This is a genomic window from Paenibacillus sp. 01T47 (genome assembly GCF_056398245.1).
The window spans coordinates 197,957-216,067 of sequence record NZ_JBFTPA010000012.1; the positions used below are offsets into that span (position 1 = coordinate 197,957).

Annotated in this window: 19 protein-coding genes; 14 read left to right on the forward strand and 5 right to left on the reverse strand. The window is 44.4% G+C overall.

Features of this window, described 5'->3' with window-relative positions:
• Window positions 1-188 precede the first annotated feature (188 nt).
• The 6 genes from AC1DOV_RS22420 to trxA all read left to right on the forward strand — a co-directional run bounded on the left by AC1DOV_RS22420 (window position 189) and on the right by trxA (window position 7,239).
• A complete protein-coding gene (locus AC1DOV_RS22420) occupies window positions 189-1,598 on the forward strand; it encodes an ABC transporter substrate-binding protein (RefSeq protein WP_477551120.1) in 1,410 nt (469 codons plus the stop codon).
• A gap of 72 nt (window positions 1,599-1,670) precedes the next feature.
• Window positions 1,671-2,594 carry a carbohydrate ABC transporter permease gene (locus tag AC1DOV_RS22425; RefSeq protein WP_477512826.1) on the forward strand — a complete coding sequence of 308 codons (924 nt, stop codon included), beginning with the start codon at window positions 1,671-1,673 and terminating at the stop codon, window positions 2,592-2,594.
• Window positions 2,591-3,460, forward strand: coding sequence for a carbohydrate ABC transporter permease (locus tag AC1DOV_RS22430; RefSeq protein ID WP_076270453.1), 870 nt, complete (start codon window positions 2,591-2,593; stop codon window positions 3,458-3,460). Before AC1DOV_RS22425 ends, AC1DOV_RS22430 begins: the two co-directional genes overlap by 4 nt.
• Before the next feature lie 45 nt (window positions 3,461-3,505).
• Window positions 3,506-5,407, forward strand: a complete 1,902-nt coding sequence (locus AC1DOV_RS22435) for a glycoside hydrolase family 127 protein (RefSeq protein ID WP_477551121.1) — start codon at window positions 3,506-3,508, stop codon at window positions 5,405-5,407.
• A gap of 401 nt (window positions 5,408-5,808) precedes the next feature.
• On the forward strand, window positions 5,809-6,258 hold the full coding sequence (locus AC1DOV_RS22440) for a DUF1569 domain-containing protein (RefSeq protein ID WP_477551122.1): 450 nt from the start codon (window positions 5,809-5,811) through the stop codon (window positions 6,256-6,258).
• A 666-nt stretch (window positions 6,259-6,924) separates the two neighbouring features.
• Window positions 6,925-7,239 (forward strand): thioredoxin, encoded by a 315-nt coding sequence (trxA, locus tag AC1DOV_RS22445; protein WP_477551123.1) that lies wholly within the window; start codon window positions 6,925-6,927, stop codon window positions 7,237-7,239.
• 16 nt (window positions 7,240-7,255) lie between these two features.
• On the opposite strand, the gene AC1DOV_RS22450 is transcribed toward trxA, so the two are convergent.
• Window positions 7,256-7,627, reverse strand: a complete 372-nt coding sequence (locus AC1DOV_RS22450; RefSeq protein WP_477551124.1) for a MerR family transcriptional regulator — start codon at window positions 7,625-7,627, stop codon at window positions 7,256-7,258.
• 357 nt (window positions 7,628-7,984) lie between these two features.
• On the opposite strand from AC1DOV_RS22450, the gene AC1DOV_RS22455 reads away from it, so the two are divergent.
• The 4 genes from AC1DOV_RS22455 to AC1DOV_RS22470 all read left to right on the forward strand — a co-directional run bounded on the left by AC1DOV_RS22455 (window position 7,985) and on the right by AC1DOV_RS22470 (window position 11,378).
• Window positions 7,985-8,677: a response regulator transcription factor gene (locus AC1DOV_RS22455; protein WP_477551125.1), complete on the forward strand. Its 693-nt coding sequence runs from the start codon at window positions 7,985-7,987 to the stop codon at window positions 8,675-8,677.
• An 83-nt stretch (window positions 8,678-8,760) separates the two neighbouring features.
• Window positions 8,761-9,684: an ATP-binding cassette domain-containing protein gene (locus AC1DOV_RS22460; protein ID WP_477551126.1), complete on the forward strand. Its 924-nt coding sequence runs from the start codon at window positions 8,761-8,763 to the stop codon at window positions 9,682-9,684.
• Window positions 9,677-10,438, forward strand: a complete 762-nt coding sequence (locus tag AC1DOV_RS22465; RefSeq protein ID WP_477551127.1) for an ABC transporter permease — start codon at window positions 9,677-9,679, stop codon at window positions 10,436-10,438. Before AC1DOV_RS22460 ends, AC1DOV_RS22465 begins: the two co-directional genes overlap by 8 nt.
• A 19-nt stretch (window positions 10,439-10,457) precedes the next feature.
• A complete protein-coding gene (locus AC1DOV_RS22470; RefSeq protein ID WP_477551128.1) occupies window positions 10,458-11,378 on the forward strand; it encodes a sensor histidine kinase in 921 nt (306 codons plus the stop codon).
• A 120-nt stretch (window positions 11,379-11,498) separates the two neighbouring features.
• On the opposite strand, the gene AC1DOV_RS22475 is transcribed toward AC1DOV_RS22470, so the two are convergent.
• The gene (locus AC1DOV_RS22475; RefSeq protein ID WP_477551129.1) at window positions 11,499-12,497 is read right to left on the reverse strand and encodes an oxidoreductase; all 999 of its coding nucleotides are present in this window, start codon (window positions 12,495-12,497) and stop codon (window positions 11,499-11,501) included.
• A gap of 147 nt (window positions 12,498-12,644) precedes the next feature.
• Between AC1DOV_RS22475 and AC1DOV_RS22480 the strand changes: the two genes are divergently transcribed.
• Together AC1DOV_RS22480 and pdxR are read left to right on the forward strand one after the other, a co-directional pair.
• Complete coding sequence (locus tag AC1DOV_RS22480; protein ID WP_477551130.1) at window positions 12,645-13,079, forward strand: Lrp/AsnC family transcriptional regulator; 435 nt, start codon at window positions 12,645-12,647, stop codon at window positions 13,077-13,079.
• Between the two features lie 545 nt (window positions 13,080-13,624).
• A complete protein-coding gene (gene pdxR / locus AC1DOV_RS22485; RefSeq protein WP_477551131.1) occupies window positions 13,625-15,055 on the forward strand; it encodes a MocR-like pyridoxine biosynthesis transcription factor PdxR in 1,431 nt (476 codons plus the stop codon).
• A 62-nt stretch (window positions 15,056-15,117) separates the two neighbouring features.
• Here pdxR and AC1DOV_RS22490 read toward each other — a convergent pair whose 3' ends face one another.
• Together AC1DOV_RS22490 and AC1DOV_RS22495 are read right to left on the reverse strand one after the other, a co-directional pair.
• A complete protein-coding gene (locus AC1DOV_RS22490) occupies window positions 15,118-15,894 on the reverse strand; it encodes a YggS family pyridoxal phosphate-dependent enzyme (protein ID WP_477551132.1) in 777 nt (258 codons plus the stop codon).
• A 77-nt stretch (window positions 15,895-15,971) separates the two neighbouring features.
• The gene (locus AC1DOV_RS22495; protein WP_477512832.1) at window positions 15,972-16,493 is read right to left on the reverse strand and encodes a pyridoxamine 5'-phosphate oxidase family protein; all 522 of its coding nucleotides are present in this window, start codon (window positions 16,491-16,493) and stop codon (window positions 15,972-15,974) included.
• 259 nt (window positions 16,494-16,752) lie between these two features.
• On the opposite strand from AC1DOV_RS22495, the gene AC1DOV_RS22500 reads away from it, so the two are divergent.
• Together AC1DOV_RS22500 and AC1DOV_RS22505 are read left to right on the forward strand one after the other, a co-directional pair.
• Window positions 16,753-17,328, forward strand: a complete 576-nt coding sequence (locus AC1DOV_RS22500) for a TetR/AcrR family transcriptional regulator (RefSeq protein ID WP_477512833.1) — start codon at window positions 16,753-16,755, stop codon at window positions 17,326-17,328.
• Between the two features lie 51 nt (window positions 17,329-17,379).
• Window positions 17,380-17,838 (forward strand): SRPBCC domain-containing protein, encoded by a 459-nt coding sequence (locus tag AC1DOV_RS22505; protein ID WP_477512834.1) that lies wholly within the window; start codon window positions 17,380-17,382, stop codon window positions 17,836-17,838.
• 159 nt (window positions 17,839-17,997) lie between these two features.
• Here AC1DOV_RS22505 and AC1DOV_RS22510 read toward each other — a convergent pair.
• The coding region (locus AC1DOV_RS22510; protein ID WP_477551136.1) for an IS3 family transposase at window positions 17,998-18,111 on the reverse strand (114 nt) is incomplete at its 5' end.

An 18,111-nucleotide genomic window follows, 5' to 3' on the forward strand; every position in this document is an offset into this window, starting at 1 on the left:
AAATCAGGTTGGAAAATGTTGTTTTTTTTCAAGGTACTTCATGTCACAATTCTATTAAAGCGCTTTCCTGAATCATGTCATGTTGCAATGGAAAAACACGACGGTTTGGTCAGGCGTAGAAAGGCTAAACGTTTCATTCAAACGATTAGCATTTAACATCATTCAATTGATGAAGGGAGAACGGGGCAATGAAAGTAGGAAAAAGACTTGGGGTAGGTCTAATCTTGGCTGCACTGACATTCAGTGCAATAGGCTGTGGGAACAACGGTAACAAAGAGACAAATACAACACCATCGGCAGGAGAGGCTTCAAGTAAACCGGAGAATTCGCCTTCCAAAACGGAAAAGGTCAAGATTACGTATTCGATGTGGGGTAGCGAAGAAGAAGGGAAAACCGTCCAGGCGGCGGCAGACAAGTTTAATGCTTCCCAAGACAAAATCGAAGTAAAAGTGGAGGCAATTCCTTGGGAAAACTACATGACAAAGTTGAATACACAGGCAACGGCAGGCCAATTGCCGGATACGGGGATATTGAAGGAGGATGGCGTCATACAGTGGTCCTCCGACGGCATGTTGAATGATGTGAGCTCCATGTACGATGGAAGCGACAGCAAGCCGCTCGATAGCTTGGCCTACAAATATCAAGGCAAAACCGTAGCCTATGCTGCTGCCAATGAAATCCTCCTCCTTTATTACAACAAAGACATGTTTGACAAAGCGAATGTGCCTTATCCACCATCCGCACTGGATCAAGCATGGACATGGGATGAATTCGTAGCTGCGGCCAAGAAGCTGACGGTTGACAAGAATGGCAAACATCCTGACGAGGATGGTTTTAAATCGCAAAGCATCGTTCAGTATGGCGCCTCTATTGAAAATCTACCGTGGCAGTTGGAAACCTGGGCGCTTAGCAATGGCGGCGGTTTCTATTCGAGTGACGGGAACGAAGTGAGAATCGGAGAAGATGCCAGCACGGAAGCGATTCAGAAAGTTGCTGATCTATACTTGAAAGATCATGTTGCCCCGTTGTCGGTTGGTCAAACCGATGATGGCATTCAGCGCACTATCATTGCAGGAACGGTTGCCATGGCCACAAACGGTGCGTGGAATGTAGGAACCAGCTTAAATACAGCCAAGGAGAAAGGTTTGAACTATGGCGTTGCCTTACTGCCTTATATGAAGGATAAAGTTACCCTAAACACGGGCGGCGCCAATGTCGTATTCTCCCAGACCAAGCATCCGAAAGAAGCGATGGAATGGCTCAAATGGTACAATTCCGAAGAAAACAACTGGGGGCTCATCTCATCAGGCATTTGGATGCCAACGCTGCAAAAGTGGTATACGGATGAAACTCTCACCCATAAATGGGTCGACAATCCGAACTTCCCTCCGTATGACGAATACAAGTCTGCGGTAGTCGATTATGCGCAATCCGCCGCCGCTAGACCCGCATCGTGGTTCTATACAAATCATACGACGGACTTTAACACCTTGCTCGGATCGACTCTAGGGGATGTTTGGACCGGAAAGACGACCGCCAAGGAAGCCATAACCAAAAATCTCGATGCTTTGAATGCGGCTCATACAGGCAATAAATAACGGATAGGAGGAATGACCGCCAATATATTGCAAGTGGCGGTCTTCCTTCAAACATGAGGTGGGGAGCGAGATATGGAACCGATTAACAAACCGCTGAAGCGTCGTTCTCGCTTTTACTCAAGCGAGGCAAGAGTTGCTTATATATGCTTGATTCCGGCTTTCCTCGGACTGATCTTCCTGACCTACCTGCCTCTTCTGGGGGTGCTCGGAATCAGCATGACGAATTGGACAGGGTTAGCCAACCCCGAATTTGTTGGCCTCAATAATTATATCAAGCTGTTTACCACCGATCCGTACATTAAAGATTCGATTATCGCGACGGTCTACTTCGCCGTATTATCCGTAGCCGGAAGCATGATTTATTCGTTTTTCATCGCGATGTTGTTGAACCGTAAAATTCCGGCAAGAGGTTTTTTCAGAGCCGTATTTTATGTGCCGTTCGTTTTGCCGGCTGCGGCTATATACGTAGGTTGGTCCTGGCTTTACGAGGCGAATTTCGGTTTCTTCAACTTTCTCCTCTCCGAAATCGGGTTGAGCAAAATTCTCTTTATTGCGGATTCCAGATGGGTAGTTCCTTCGCTTTCCTTGATTGCGGTCTGGTTATCGGGGAACTTAATCGTTATTTTTTTGGCCGGGCTTCAGAACGTTCCGAGCGTCTATCATGAAGCGGCTGAGATGGATGGCGCAAGCGGATGGAAACGCTTCTGGCATATCACCTTGCCTTGCATGACGCCGATTATCTTTTACAACTTGTTGATGAGCCTGATCGCTAATCTCCAAGTCATTACGCCAGCTCTTTCTCTGACCAATGGCGGCCCGGGCAATTCTTCAAGGTTCATGACTTATCTGATGTACGATCAGGCTTTCGTCAATTACAGGCTGGGTTATGCCTGTGCGACGACCTTTGTAATTTTCGCCATCCTTGCCGCGTTTACCGGTGTTTTGTTCAAGACATCAAATCTGTGGATCTTTTCTGAAGGAGGCGATGGCAATTGAGTGAAGCAGCGTACGTCAGACTAAAGAGCAAGAAACGCAGTGAACGAACGATAAACGTGATTATGTTTGTAGTCGTTGTTTTATTTGCTTTAATCGTGCTCTTCCCGATCTGGTGGATTTTTCGTACGTCTCTGATGACCAATCCCGAGATCTACAAATATCCGCCATCCCTATTACCGGGAAATTGGTTGTTTTCCAATTATGAAGATACGCTGAAGGTATTTAAATTTTGGAAATATCTAGGCAATACGATGATAATCATCGTTCCTTCCTGTTTGGCGGGAACGTTTACGGCCACCTTGTGCGGATATGCCTTTGCGAGGCTGCGGTTTCGGGGGAAACAGTTGATCTGGACCCTATGTGTCGGTTCAATGCTTTTGCCTACCATGGTTACCCTCATTCCGCTGTACATTGGATGGACGCGGGGTTTGGGGGTACATGACAGCTATCTGCCATTGATTTTGCCATATTTTTGCGGAGGCGGCGCGTTTAATATCTTTTTAATTAGACAGTTTATTCTCTCCATACCGAGAGAACTCGACCAAGCGGCAACGATTGACGGAGCCGGATACTTCCGCATCTTGTTCAATATTATTATTCCAGCGATCAAGCCCGCCATGATCGTCGTCGCATTGTTTATTTTCATCGGCTTGTGGAACGATTTGCTCCAACAGATGATTTACATTAATTCGAGCGATAAATTCACCATAGCGTTGGGACTCACCAATTTCAGAGGTCAATTAAAGCAAGATTGGTCGATGACGATGGCCGCCACGTGCTTATCCTTTGCTCCAGGAGTCATTTTCTACCTGATTGGTCAAAAGTATTTTGTAGAGGGAATCACGATGACCGGATTGAAAAATTAGTTCGGATCATTGTCGCTTTGTCCCATTGAAAGGAGAATTATCGATATGAATGTTAGGCTTAATGACCAATTTTGGCAGCCCAGGGTTCGGCAAACTATCCAGGAAACGATTCCCTATCAATGGAAGGCGCTGAACGATGAAATCGAAGGCGCGGAACCGAGTCACGCCGTAGAAAACTTCCGCATCTCGGCAGGAGAACAGACAGGAACTTTCTACGGAATGGTTTTTCAGGACAGTGATGTAGCCAAATGGATCGAAGCTGCCGCGTACAGCCTGCGGCACTTTCCGAATCCGCAGCTCGAAGCCGTCATCGATGCGGTTGTTGATCTGATGGGACGTGCCCAGCAGTCAGACGGCTATTTGAACACTTATTTTTCAGTCGCTGCACCGGAACAGCGCTGGAAGGATTTTTCATTCGGGCATGAGCTTTATTGCGCGGGCCATCTGATCGAGGCCGCGGTGGCTTATTACGAGTCCACGGGCAAGCGGGCTTTTGTGGATATGATGTGCCGTTACGCCGATTATATAGACCGGATTATGGGTCCGGATTCGGATAAAATGCAGGTGTACTGCGGTCATGAGGAGATTGAGCTCGCGCTCGTAAAGCTGTTCAAGGCAACGAAAGAACAAAGGTATTTACATTTGAGCCGATACTTCGTTGAGGAGCGTGGAAAGCAGCCGAGTTTCCTGAAGGAGGAGCCCGAGTTCGGCGGACCTTCCAAGGATCGCTGGTTCGATCTGGATTACCATCAGGCTCACGCCCCCATAAGAGAGCAGGAAACGGCAGAAGGACATTCTGTGCGTGCCATGTATTTGTATTCGGCTATGGCGGATCTCGCGATTGCATACGGAGACGCAACGCTGACCGAAGCGCTTCGCAAACTATGGGTTCATATGACTTCCAAGCGGATGTATATAACGGGAGGGCTCGGCTCGCAAGGTCATGCCGAACGCTTTACGATTGATTACGATCTGCCTAACGACACGGCATACACCGAAACATGCGCATCCATCGGACTTGCCATGTGGGCATTTAGAATGCTCCAGATTGAAACGGACAGCCGATACGGGGATGTGATGGAACGGGTTCTATTCAACGGGGTGCTGAGCGGGATGTCGCTAGATGGCAAACGTTATTTTTACGTCAACCCATTGGAGGTTCATCCTGCTGTAACTCAATACCGTTACGATATGCAGCACGTCAAAACCGAGCGCGTGCCATGGTTCGGCTGCGCTTGTTGTCCGCCTAATATTGCGCGGCTGCTAACGTCTTTGGATACTTACTTCTTTACGCAAAAAGACAAAGACATCGCTATGCATCTTTATGCTTCCAATGAGAGTACATTCGATGTTCAAGGAAGAAAGATGATATTGCATACGGAAACACATTATCCATGGGACGGAAATATCCAGATCCGACTGCAAACGGATGAGCCGACCGATTGCACGCTTTCTTTCCGAATCCCTTCATGGTGTAGAGATCCTTACATCAAGGTAAACGGGAACTTGCAAGCGCTGGATACGATCGTCAAGAGCGGATATGCGCGTATCAGCAGAACGTGGATGGAAAACGACGAGATCAAGCTGTATTTCCCGATGATCATCGAGCGTATTGAGTCGAACCCCAAAGTGCACGAGAATGCTGGCAAAATCGCTTTGCAATACGGTCCGCTCGTTTATTGTATGGAGGAAGTGGACAACGGCCCGGATCTTACGGATATTAGCTTTCCCGAAGATTCTGAATTAACGGCAGTGTATAAGGAAGATGTTCTAGGCGGTATTGTCGTGTTAACCGGAGAGGGGCTGCGTTCAGATTTTTGTTGGGAAGATGACCTGTACAGGCCGGTCACACGAAAGAAGAAGAGCGTCCCAATCTTGGCTGTGCCATACGCATTCTGGGGTAATCGGAAGCCGGGCGAAATGACGGTTTGGATTCGCGAAAAATAAAAAAAAGTCGAACGAAATGCTTTTTGGATGAAGACGATCCTAACTGTGAAACTTGAGGTCGTACCCGTTCGTCCCAGTCTCCCTGCGCTTGAACCGATGGCCTCTTGCATTCATATAAATAGACTTGTTAAGCCGACATGAGACTTCTGCTATGCAGAAGTCTTTTTTGTATGATAATAGTAATCTTCTTGCGTTTCAGGGCGATAATACCCCTATCATTTCACCCGCGTGGACGTAGTGTAAGGTGGATGATCGACAGAAGGTTGTCAATATGGTAACCTGCAATCATGACAAACTCGACTGGAAAGCCGGATGATTCGCTTGTCCGATTCTCATATGGATTAATTCTGAACAATATGGTTTCTATGAACTGCTCATTTAAGGAGAAGGGACGGCAATGAATGAAAAGTATTTTTGATCGAAACCATACGAACGAGATTTTAGCACGTATCGATAAGTTAGAGGGTCATTCAGAACCACATTGGGGGCAGATGAATGCTGCTCAAATGCTGGCTCACTGCTCCGCATTCCAGAACATTGCCTCGGGCGTTTCTTTTCCAAAGAGAGGATGGCTTGGGGTCGTGATTGGAGGCTTCGTGAAACCAATAATGTATAATGACAAAACATTGCCTCGCAATATGTCAACGATCCCGACCATTAAATTTACAGATGAAAGAGAATTCGAGAAAGAAAAAGAATTATTGAAACAAAAAACCGACTTATTTCAGCGCAATGGACCGGAGAGGTGCACGACTCATCCCCACCCTTTTTTCGGCAAGCTTACCTCCGAGCAGTGGGGCATCGGTATCTATAAGCACTTGGATCATCATTTAAAGCAGTTTGGCGTTTAGTTTTCTCTGTGTGATGTTCGGGATAAGGGAATATTAGGATAAGCCAGTCAAGTCGACGAATTATTTCGTGGACTTTTTTTTATTTGGTGGACAACCTAGGGAGTTGAACCCCTTGTAACTTGTTTGAATCTTTTTAATTTATTAATTGAAATAATATATATTATCTGAATTAACGTGTAAGTTTGGATTCGTAGAGATTTTTTTCATACAATTTCCCATAATTTTTTGGTATTTTGGCGATAATCATTTGTTAGACTAAGCACAGAAACATGAAGGAGATCACGCTGCTTTGACACGCCAAGTGAGGCGTGTCTTTTTTGTATTGACGGAGCACATAGGTGAACCTCGGTGGGGAGTCTGCAACGTAATTGTAGTTTATATCAATCGTTGGACAAAAAAGAAACAGCGGCTGGACTAACTTGAAATAAATGATCAACTTTAAAAAATCGCTTGACCCTGACACTAGTGTCAGGCGGTATGATTACAGCACACGGAAAAGGTGATGATTTTTGAATGATAAGGAGGGCAGTTCGGTATACGTGAAGTAACGAATGTGATAGCGGAAGGACACAATAAATCACCGGAGCATAGGGCGGAAATAATTGATGTCGCCATTCGATTGGCGATTCAAACGGCAAGAATTTTGAAAGGATGGAGATGTGTAAGATGGCCATTTTAGACGTAACTGACGAAAGCTTCAAAGACGAAATTGAATCGGCGGAGACAGTTCTTGTCGATTTCTGGGCGAACTGGTGTCCACCCTGCAAAATGATTGCGCCGATTTTGGAAGAACTAGAAAAAGAAATGCCAGACTTGAAGATCGTCAAGTTGAATGTGGATGATAATCCGAAAACCACCAGCAGCTTCAAAGTGATGAGCATCCCGACGCTCGTTGTGTTCAAGAACGGACTTCCAGTAGATAAACTCATCGGTTATTTGTCTAAGGACGCACTAAAGACTCTCATTAGTCGGTATCTATAAAATTGCGCTGAAAGAATCATTCTTTCAGTTCCTCGACTGGACGTTCATTCAAGATCGAGTGGATGCGATCCTCCAAATTCAACTTGATATTTTGCAGGAGAAGGATCTGATTTTCGATCTCCGCAAGCTTTTGCCGATAAATGGGGAGCACTTCCCGGCAAAATGCTTCTTTGTTTATTAAGACGCACTGTAGAAAACCGGCTATTTGTTCCGTGGATAGTCCGAGACCTAGATAAAACTTTATTGTAGAGACCTGATCTTCCGCGAGCGACGAGTATTCGCGGTAACCGTTCCCTTGTCGAGCGGGAGCGAGCAGGCCCTGCTGTTCGTAATAACGCAACGAGCGAATGCTAACCCCGGTACGGGCGGCAAGTTCTCCGATTTTCATGCGATGTGCCTCCTTCTTGTAAGATACAGTTTCATTATAACGCCTGACATTAGTGTTAAGGTCAAGGGATTCTATATTAAGAGATGTCTGTACTTTTAACTTCGTAGGAGAGCGCATCGCTGGCAGCGATGCGCTCAAGGGTGAAGGCCCCACTAGGTTCCACCAATATAACAAATCAACCACGTTCTGGACGTGGTTTTCTGTAGGAATAGATGATGTTTTTTTAGTTTTATTTTATACTATTACATATACCGTTTATTGTAAAAACATCTGGCGCGTAGAAACCACATTTGTTTGAACGGCTTGATAATCACGAATCATGGTCATCTTCTTTCATAGAAAAAATAAGGAGAAACAATGAACAATCCGATACATATTCTAGTTGCCGAGGACGATAGCGATATCAGCCGATTGCTGTGCAATATTATTAAGAAAAGCGGTTATATACCCCAGCCGGCCTACTCAGGAACAGAGGCGCTTCTCTATCTCGAGCAGCGCCAATGGAGCATGTTGCTTCTCGATCTGATGCTGCCAGGAATGACAGGTGAAGAACTGCTCAAGCGGTTCGACGGACGTGACGACATGCCGGTAATCATCATTTCGGCCAAAGGTGAGCCGCGGACCAAAGTGTCTGTCCTACGTGGGGGAGCGGATGATTTCATTACTAAACCATTTGATGTTGAGGAAGTCTCTGCACGAATCGATTCCCAGCTTCGCATGTATGCGCGAATCGCGCAACCGCCTAAGCCTAACATGCTAAAACATAAGGAACTTATACTTGATCGAGACGCTATGTCGATTACTGCAGCTGGGGCGGAACTGACTCTCACGGCTAGAGAGTTTGAAATTCTCTCATTGCTTTTGTCGGCACCGAAAAAGGTGTTCACGAAGTCCAATTTGTACGAAAGGGTTTGGCAAGAACCTTTCTACGGCGACGACAACACCATTAACGTCCATTTGAGCAATTTGCGCAGCAAGCTGGTCAAGGCGGCACCAGGAAGCGATTTTATTGAGACGGTATGGGGCATGGGCTATCGGCTAAGACCTTAAGACATTCTTAAGTATTGGCTTTAGTACCTCTTATGTTTTTGTTTCTATACTTGGTCTATCACATAAAGGAGGCCAAGACGAAGATGCAAGAGTATGTATTAAAAACAAATCAGTTATCCAAAAAGTACAAAGGCCATACAGCGCTGGACAAAGTTAATTTGTCAATCCGCAGAGGCTCAATTTATGGATTTATTGGACAAAATGGAGCCGGAAAATCAACATTGATCCGCCTTGTGACGGGACTTGCTTTTCCAACCGATGGATCGATTGAGCTGTTCGGCGCTAGCGAAGAGCAGGCATTGATCCAAGCACGCAAGAGAATCGGCTCCATTATTGAGAGTCCTGCCTTGTTCCCTCAGATGACAGCCAGCGAGAATCTGGAAGCGAACCGGATTCTGCGCGGCATTCCTGGCAAAGAATGCGTTCCAAGGATGCTGGAGCAGGTCGGACTACAAGGGACCGGCAAGAAAATAACGAAAAACTTCTCACTTGGAATGAAACAGCGGCTAGGTCTGGCGATCGCTTTGCTGGGTGATCCGGAATTCCTGATTCTGGACGAACCCACCAATGGGGTGGATCCGATGGGCGTCGTCGAAATGCGGGAGCTGCTCATGCAATTAAATCGTGAGTTGGGCATTACGATATTAATATCAAGCCATATTCTTAGCGAGTTGCATTTAATGGCAAGCCATTATGGCATTATCCATCGTGGTCGTTTACTAGAGCAGCTCACTGCTGAGGAATTGGATTTGAAATGCCAGCAGTATGTGTATATCAAAGTGAGTGATCCGGGCAAGGCAACAACTGTTATTCAAAATGAGCTGGGCACGGCTGATTTCGAAGTGATGCAGGATGGGGCCATAAAGTTGTATAGTCCTATTGAGCAACCAAGTAAAATATCGTCGTTGCTTTTCTCCGCAGGCCTTGAAATTGAAAAGTTTACACCCATGGGTGAGGATTTGGAGAGTTATTTCACGAAGCGGATCGGGGCTAATTCGCATGTATAATCTGATCAAAGTAGAGTTTTTTAAGCTCCGCAAGAACAGATCGTTCTGGACGTTGCTGATCGCACTTGCCCTAATCTCGCTTGCTTACCCCTTGCTCTACTATTTTGATCATCGATCAAATGGAGAGACTCAGTTCACGGGAGCCGAATTTTTGGTTACCTTTATTTCAAGCAATGCCTACGCTATCAAGTTCGGAGTAGCTGTTTTGGCTGGCTTCTTTATCTGCAATGAATATTCTACAGGTATCATGAAAACAATTGCTTCGTCGGGCAACACTAGAGGGCGACTGTATGCAGCAAAGCTGACGGTGTTCGCAGTTGGTGCGATGTTGATTTCTCTCGTCTTTCCAATCGTCAGCACAGTCGAAGTCACGCTGCTTTCAAGCTTTGGTCATTTACCTGAGGGAACTACCATTCTTTTCATACCTCGAGCTCTTGGGCTGACACTATTGTACACGGCGGCCTACGCGGCCATTGGTGCGCTGTTCACTGTGATCCTTACTGACAGCGGCAAAACGATCGGGTTTACAATGATTTTCTTTTTAGTGATCGATATCGTTTTGGCTGGCATAGGTTCGAAGGTCGAATTTTTTGGTATGTTGTACGATTATTCCATCTTCAAACTGGTTGGCCAAATCGGTGAACCTAGGATCGATAGCGGAGATTTGCCCACGCTCTTACTCGTGCCGCTGCTGACAATCGGCTTATCCGCTATTATCGGTATTTTCGTGTTCCGCAGAAAGGATATTAAATAATAGATGGGAGGGGGAGGGCATGTTGCTTATCCTGACGATCTTGTCGATGGCGGCAGCAGCTCTCCTGTTTGTCCATCTGCTGATGCTAAGGCGGGAGTTAGGTCGGATGACGGATCAATTGCGAAGCTATAATGAAGGGTTGACTGGTAAAAAAATCGACGTTGCTCTATTCGATCAGAAGCTCGAGCAGCTTGCTGGGCAGATCAATCGTCAGTCCCATTTCATCATCGAAGCGGAAGCTCATAGAAAAAGAATCGAAAATGAATTTCGGCAGGCGGCCGTAAACATTTCCCATGATATCCGTACTCCGCTAACCTCCATTCTCGGATACATCCAACTGTTGGAGGTGGAGACTATAACGCCTGAGGAGAAACTCGAATACGTCGCTACTGTTAAAAATCGGACAAAGCGCCTACAGGCATTGCTAGACGATTATTTCGAACTATCCGTGATCGAATCGCTGGATTATTCCCTTAAAACCGAAAAGCTTGAGCTGACCAACCTGATCACCGACATTCTTGTCGAATTTTATGATGCATTCAACGAACGCGGCATTACGCCTGACATACAGCTTCCGGACGAAAAAATGACCATATACGCCGACGAATCGGCTGTACGGAGAGTTGTTGAAAATTTGCTTGTCAACACGGTCAAGTATGCGGTCGGCCAGGTGGAAATCTGTTTAGAACGGCAGCGATCCACGGTAGATTTGACGATTATCAACGACGCGAAGGAACTAGCTGGAAGCGACGTCAGCCTCTTGTTCGATCGGTTCTACACTGCAGACCGTGCAAGGTCCGCCCAAACATCGGGGCTTGGCCTCTCAATCGCCAAAAGTCTGATGAATAACATGGGTGGTACGCTGACAGCCGAACTGTACGGTGAAAAGTTGATGATAGTTTGTCGCTGGAAACTTACAACCGAGGTACTGATTTCGTAATGAATGGAGTATCTGTAGCGGAAAGTTAATGCTCTAGAGAAAAACCAGCGTAAGGAAAGAGCCACCAGTTTTCCCTGGTGGCTCTTTGTATGACTAACGATCTTATAAGCACTCCTTTAGCTATAAGGTACTAGGGTGTTCCTCAGGTAGTAATAATTGTTCGGCATAATCTGGATCATCCAAGAGAGGGCGGCCAATCGCGATTCCATCCGCTAGTTGATCCTCGAGTATACGATTGGCAAGACTGCGGGTATAAATCTTTCCAACTGCAATAATGGGGATGTTGAAATGCTGTTTGATCGCAGCCGCATGCGGCAGCTGATAAGCATTGTATACGTCACTAGGCTGCATTGGCATATTCCCGCCTGTAGAGACATGAATTGCATCCAATTCAGATTCGAGCGGTTTTAACATTCGAGCCCACTCTATGGGGGTTAACCCTCCTTCGCAATAATCGGTTGCAGAAATTCGAATAATAACCGGATAGTTATTGCCAACTTCTCTTCTAATCGCATAGAGGACCTCCTTTAGAAACCTAGTTCTGTTTTCGGAAGTACCACCATATGCATCCAGCCTTGTATTCGATAGTGGTGATAAGAACTGGTGGAGTAAAAACCCATGTGCTGCATGAATCTCAATGCCATCAAACCCTGCTGCCATACTTCGTTTGGCCGCAAGACGATATTCCTCAACGATTTGCTCAATACCTGCAACTGTCAAAGACTCGGGTGTGCCATAATGATCGTCGTATGCAATCGCGCTAGGTGCGACTAATGTTTTCGTAACTTCAGGTGAAGATTTTCTTCCGCCATGCGATAACTGAATAAAGACGGGAGTTTGGTTTGCGTGGATAGCGTCCGTAATTTTTTTAAAAGGTTCCACGTGCTGATCCGTGAAAATTCCGATATCATTTCCCCACAACCTCCCATTTGAAGAGATTGCAGTGGATTCCAAGATCACGAGCCCGACATGTTTTGCCCTCTGGCTGTAATGTTCAACATGATGAGCTCCGGCAAAAGCTTCGGGAGTACCCATGTACTGCTGCATAGGTGCCATAATTAATCGGTTTCTTAATGTTAACCCTCTCAGAGGCAGGGGATCATTTAATGTAAATGCCATAGCGCATTCTCCTTTTCAAATGTGTGTTTACATTTTATTGCATAAAAACTATGATTTACATAGTGTTCTTAAGGAAGAATGCATCCAAAACCTAAATTATGTAGTTCTTCTAAGTTCACAACCTTTAAAAATGAGGTGATTTCGTTAATGGATCAAATCGACTCCAAAATTTTATCTTTAATGTTCGAAAATGCTCGGATTCCGATTTCTGAAATGAGCAGAATGATTGCGATGTCGCAGCCGGCTGTAACGGAAAGGCTTCGAAAGTTGGAAGAGCAAGGCATGATAACTGCCTATCGTGCGAAGCTTAATCCTCATAAATTAGGCTTGTATACAACTGCCTTTGTACTGTTCAAAACGAATTGTTGCAATGATTTTATTACATTCAGCGAATCATCCCCTGAGATTATCGATCTTTACAGAATAAGCGGAGAGTATAACTTTTTAATGAAGGTGTTATCCGAAACTACAGAATCAATGACCAACTTTCTAGATAGGTGCAGCCCATTCGGATTTTCAACGACCTTAATTGTTCTCTCGACGGCTTTCGAAGATAAAAGTTTGGTAGGAAACAATATGTGATAAGGAATGAAACGGAATACCTAGATAGTTTCACTACAGAGACGGCAGCGATGCCGTTTTTTATTTTGATCTTTGTGTGTATGATATTCCATTAGAAAATAATGAATAAAGCCTTTCGGAATAAACTCCAAAAGGCTTCATATCTAAATTCTATAGCTAGATTTTCATCATTGTGTAGTCATCGTAGAAACCGAGGCAAGAATTCAACTACCTCGAATTATTTATTGCGAGCAGAAATTTGAATGCAGTATTGTGGTATGGAATCGGTTTGATATCAGGGTATGGTTTAGTTTACATAAGATAAAGCAGAGAGAGGGTACTCCATTTTTGTGTATTTAATGTATAAGCAGGGAAAACAGAGTTTAAAATAGAGCGTACTTGTCCGCTGAGTCAGCTGTTCCTGACTTAGCGGATTTTTTATAACTACATTGCTGGGGCAACTAGAAGCATGATAGTATTTTAAGTAATGGAATGTTGCTAAATGGTTATTAGAAGAAATTAAAGCAATCCATAAATTAATCCGAATACAACTAGAGGTGAACAGGATGCTGAAAATTAACCGTGAGGACAAGCGTCCAATATGGCAACAACTGCTTGATCAAGCAATCCATAACATCACAACCGGCAAATGGCAGCCAGGCGAGTTGCTGCTGCCTTCTCGTGAACTTGCACTATTAGTGGGTGTCTCTCGTTCAACGATACAGATTGTTTATGAGGAATTATTTAGTCGCGGCTACACGGTTACTTCAAGGCGCGGCGGAACAAGGGTGAGTGACTGGACCAGCAGAACAAGTTTTACAGAGGATGTGAAACCCCAAGGGCCTATCACCCCAGAGTTACCTTTATTAAACGAAGCAGTCAGTCATTTGCAGAGCTGGTTTAGAGGCAAAGAATATCAAAATGTTGAGATCGATTTCAGCCCCCATGAGCCTTATTTGGATCAACATTTTCAGAAAAACTGGAGACACTCATTTTTGCAAGCCTCGAAAGAAACGGACCTGGACAGTTGGACATATGGCAACGCTTATGGTTTCGTTCCACTACGCGAACAGATTGGGCGTTATCTGTCACTCGAGCGAGGTGTTCACGTTCATATCGATCAAATTATTTTAACTTCGGGCGCACAACATAGCCTTGATTTGATCGCTCAAGCACTTTTAAATGAAGGAGAAACGGTTTCCGTAGAAGATCCCGGGTTCCCCGCCGCATGGATGGCCATGAAATATCGGCGGATGAATGTTGTACCTGTCCCTGTTGATGATTACGGATTACAGGTAGACCACATTCACCCACAATCAAAGCTTGTTTATGTTACGCCTTCACATCAGTGTGCAGTTGGGGTGATCATGTCGGAGCCCCGCAGGCAACACTTGCTGAATATGGCTGCTCAGCAGCAATTTTGGATTGTGGAAGACGACTATGACAGCGAATTTCGGTATCGCGGCGACCCGTTGCCTACGTTGTTTAGCCAGCAATCTCAGAACACATTGTATATGATGAGTTTTTCAAAAATGATTGCTCCTGGTATACGAATATCCGCAATCATTGGACCCCAAAAAGCCATTCGCCAGCTAGCACAAGTCCAAGAGCTAACTTATCGTCACCTTCCGATTATGGAGCAATTAACGCTTACACACTTTATTGAACATGGGTATTTCATGCGTCACATGAGAAGGGTCAGAAACGTATATCGGCGCAGACATGAAGCGATGTCGAAAGCCATTAGCTCATCTGGGTTAGGAGAACGTTTCAAGCTAAGCGGCGTAGAAACGGGATTACACATGTTTTTAGAAGCGGAAGACTCGTTTAACGAACAAGCCTTTACGAACCAAGCGTTAGAAAACGGAGTACGCGTTTATCCGCTTAGCCATTATTGTTTGGAAAGTAATCGAAAAGGGTGGGTGCTTGGTTTTGCTAAAGTAGATGAGTCAGCAATAACAAAAGGGATTTATCGTCTTGCGGAGATGCTGCTATAATTCGAACATCTCCGTCTCTTAGCTGAGTCAATCTGTCTCTGTATTTATGATCATGTTTCCTACTATTTCTGCTGAGCTTGTTTTATTCTACTCATTCTGGATGATTTTTGTGCGGTTTCATCCCAGTAATACTCATCCGGTAAATATCGCTTGCCAAATACGCTTGTCCCTACTCTTATAATGGTTGCCCCTTCTTCAATAGCAACCTTGAAATCCCCAGACATGCCCATCGAGAGAATATCCATTGTTACCCTTGGCAGCTTCTTCTCTATAATCTGTGATTGAATTTGTTTTAATAAGCGGAAGCAATGTCGAGTCTCGTCATTTGTAGCATTCAGTTTTCCAATAGTCATCAAGCCTTTAACATTTAATGTTTCAAAATGAGACAATTGTTGAACCAACTCCAGTGCAGATTCCGGTAAAACACCGAATTTGCTTTCTTCAAATGATGTATTGACTTGTACCAAGATATCCAAAGTTTTGTTTTCTTTAAGGAGCTGCTGATGCAAGGCTTTTCCGAGCTTCAAACGATCCACAGAATGAATGAGGGTGACATATTTAACAACGTCCTTCACTTTATTCGTTTGCAGATGTCCGATAAAATGCCATTCTACTTGGTTGTACTGCTGCATAAGCGGGAATTTCTCACGAAGTTCTTGAGCTTTATTTTCGCCAAATAATACCTCACCCGCTTGTATGGCAATGTGCAAATTTTCAAGCTGAACCGTTTTTGTCGCTAACAAAAGCTTCACTTCATCTTTCTTGCGTCCTGAGTGCAGGCAAGCCAATTCCATCTGATCCCTTACGGATCTAAGATTTTGTTCAACGAAATGAACCATGTTCGTTCAGCCTTCTTTCTGGAAACGCGCAGACTATGCGCAATGTTTTTTCTGTGTAGTCATCCATTATACTTTTTTTACTTGTACATTTTTTCTGCTTCAATTGGATTTTCTTTTGCTGTTATTTGATGGGGATCAATTCGGTACACCTGAACAGATGTATTGAAAACAGCAGACCTGTATTTATCTACATGCTGTTTGGACAAAGGGCGGTTATAATAACCAGGCACATATTTGTGGAGCATTTCCTGCAACATATATGTAGCTTCGTCCAGATCAACGATGAGCTCGGCCTTGCCGAAAATCATGACGCTCATATAGGCTGTGTCTGTCTTAGCCGGTACTGGATCAGTAATGGTTCCATATTCTTCACAAACCGTAAAACAAACCTCAGGGTTTACACTCATGACCTGATTGCGTCTCCCGCCTCCGGCACCATGAAAATAAAGCTTCTCATTTGCCCAAACAAAGTTGAGCGGAACAACATAGGGCAGCTGACCATCAACCATGCCTAGATGGCCAATTCGCGCTTTGCTTAGGAAAGCTTTAATTTTGTTGCTATCGAGCACCTCTCTAATCTTGTAACGAACCATATCCATTCTCAACCACTCCTTCAATACTGATTTATTTTCGCTAGCATATCAGTTATTGGAGTGAGTAAGTAGATCCAAAAATGCGTTTATCGAGCAATCCATATTTATTTGGTGGTACGAAAATTTCTATGGCATTGCAATCGGAGGAACAATGTGCCTGTTGACATTTCTGAAAGTTAACGATATTCTAAATGAAATTATGTTAGTGAGTACTAACTATAAAATTCTATGATCTACTATAATAAATGAGGATTTGGAGAACAGGATGACCACCGACAATAAAAGCAAGCTGATGCTGGCTGCAATCGATTTAATGGCTGAGAAAGGCTACAAAGGCGTATCAACGAAGGAGATAGCTGCAGTGGCAGGCGTTAGCGAGATGACCTTGTTCCGCAATTTTGGAAGCAAGCAAAATCTACTGGACAAAGCAGTCGATCATTATCATTATTCGATTGAAATGACTAAAATTTTTCATGAAAAAGTGATTTGGGATTTGAGAGCGGACTTGCTCATGATAAGCCAAATGTATCATGAGATCATGGATCGAAACCGTAAACTGTTTCTCATTGTTTTGAGTGACAACGAGCTGGCCGAGATTCGTGAGAAGGCGCAGAAGCATCCGCGGAAACTATTGGAGCTCTTGACGAATTATTTTGCAGACATGCAGGAGAAGAACAAACTGATTGCAACCGATGCGGAAACACAGGCGATTACCTTCATGTGGATGAATTATGGCGCTTTCATAACACAGCTGTTTGGTGCGTCGTCCATCACTAAGGTGACCCAGCAAAATTTTATGCAATCGAGCATTGAATTGTTTGTTAGAGCTCTGACTCCGTAGTTTTTTAAGCATTAGTTAGTGAGTACAAACAACCATTTGGGAGGTGTTGCAATGAGCAATAAACAATATTCCGAATCAGGCAAAATAGTTGGTCAAACGGCATCGGTGGGTTATCAAGTTGGTGTTCGGAGAACGTTTCCGATTTCGCAAGAAGAGGCATGGGCGTTTCTTACCTCTTCCGAAGGGCTGAAATTATGGCTCGGCAGCCTATCTTTCTTAAATTTGCACAAGGGAGAGACTTTTACGACTTCTGAAGGTATTTCTGGCGAATTTAGGGTTGTAAAACCGTTTCAGCAGCTTCGCTTAAAGTGGGAGAAGAACGAATGGGAGAAACCTTCGACGCTGCAAATCCGGCTGCTATCCGATAACCCTGACAAAACAACGATCAGTTTCCATCAAGAAAATCTGGATCATCCGAATACGCGTGAACAAATGAAGCTTTATTGGGAAGATGTATTGATGGCAATTAGACTTAAGACAAGTGATTCCGTAAATGATGAAAGGAGATAATTAAATATGAATAAGCCCAGTCATATCAATCTTCGAGTAAACCATTTGGAAAGTTTGCTGTGCGATGAGGTCAGAGGTTAGGCTCCAAATAAACTTCATAAACAATAAATAAACCACTTCATCCTGAAGTGACCCCAAAAAGTTAGACAGGTTATTTTATTAGGCGATATTCTGGGAATGAGTCCGGTACAGTACCGGACTCATTCCTTTTAATTTTGTCCTAATACGCTTGTGATTGTAATAATCGATATATTTTGATAGCTCATGCTTAAA

Bases quoted from the DNA above. Each gene is read 5' to 3' on its own strand.
- AC1DOV_RS22435 (WP_477551121.1), top strand. From the start codon at position 3,506: ATGAATGTTAGGCTTAATGACCAATTTTGGCAGCCCAGGGTTCGGCAA.
- AC1DOV_RS22495 (WP_477512832.1), bottom strand. From the start codon at position 16,493: ATGGATATGGTTCGTTACAAGATTAGAGAGGTGCTCGATAGCAACAAA.
- AC1DOV_RS22460 (WP_477551126.1), top strand. From the start codon at position 8,761: ATGCAAGAGTATGTATTAAAAACAAATCAGTTATCCAAAAAGTACAAA.
- AC1DOV_RS22500 (WP_477512833.1), top strand. From the start codon at position 16,753: ATGACCACCGACAATAAAAGCAAGCTGATGCTGGCTGCAATCGATTTA.
- AC1DOV_RS22465 (WP_477551127.1), top strand. From the start codon at position 9,677: ATGTATAATCTGATCAAAGTAGAGTTTTTTAAGCTCCGCAAGAACAGA.
- AC1DOV_RS22425 (WP_477512826.1), top strand. From the start codon at position 1,671: ATGGAACCGATTAACAAACCGCTGAAGCGTCGTTCTCGCTTTTACTCA.
- AC1DOV_RS22450 (WP_477551124.1), bottom strand. From the start codon at position 7,627: ATGAAAATCGGAGAACTTGCCGCCCGTACCGGGGTTAGCATTCGCTCG.
- AC1DOV_RS22420 (WP_477551120.1), top strand. From the start codon at position 189: ATGAAAGTAGGAAAAAGACTTGGGGTAGGTCTAATCTTGGCTGCACTG.
- pdxR (WP_477551131.1), top strand. From the start codon at position 13,625: ATGCTGAAAATTAACCGTGAGGACAAGCGTCCAATATGGCAACAACTG.
- trxA (WP_477551123.1), top strand. From the start codon at position 6,925: ATGGCCATTTTAGACGTAACTGACGAAAGCTTCAAAGACGAAATTGAA.
- AC1DOV_RS22455 (WP_477551125.1), top strand. From the start codon at position 7,985: ATGAACAATCCGATACATATTCTAGTTGCCGAGGACGATAGCGATATC.
- AC1DOV_RS22505 (WP_477512834.1), top strand. From the start codon at position 17,380: ATGAGCAATAAACAATATTCCGAATCAGGCAAAATAGTTGGTCAAACG.
- AC1DOV_RS22440 (WP_477551122.1), top strand. From the start codon at position 5,809: ATGAAAAGTATTTTTGATCGAAACCATACGAACGAGATTTTAGCACGT.
- AC1DOV_RS22470 (WP_477551128.1), top strand. From the start codon at position 10,458: ATGTTGCTTATCCTGACGATCTTGTCGATGGCGGCAGCAGCTCTCCTG.
- AC1DOV_RS22480 (WP_477551130.1), top strand. From the start codon at position 12,645: ATGGATCAAATCGACTCCAAAATTTTATCTTTAATGTTCGAAAATGCT.
- AC1DOV_RS22490 (WP_477551132.1), bottom strand. From the start codon at position 15,894: ATGGTTCATTTCGTTGAACAAAATCTTAGATCCGTAAGGGATCAGATG.
- AC1DOV_RS22475 (WP_477551129.1), bottom strand. From the start codon at position 12,497: ATGGCATTTACATTAAATGATCCCCTGCCTCTGAGAGGGTTAACATTA.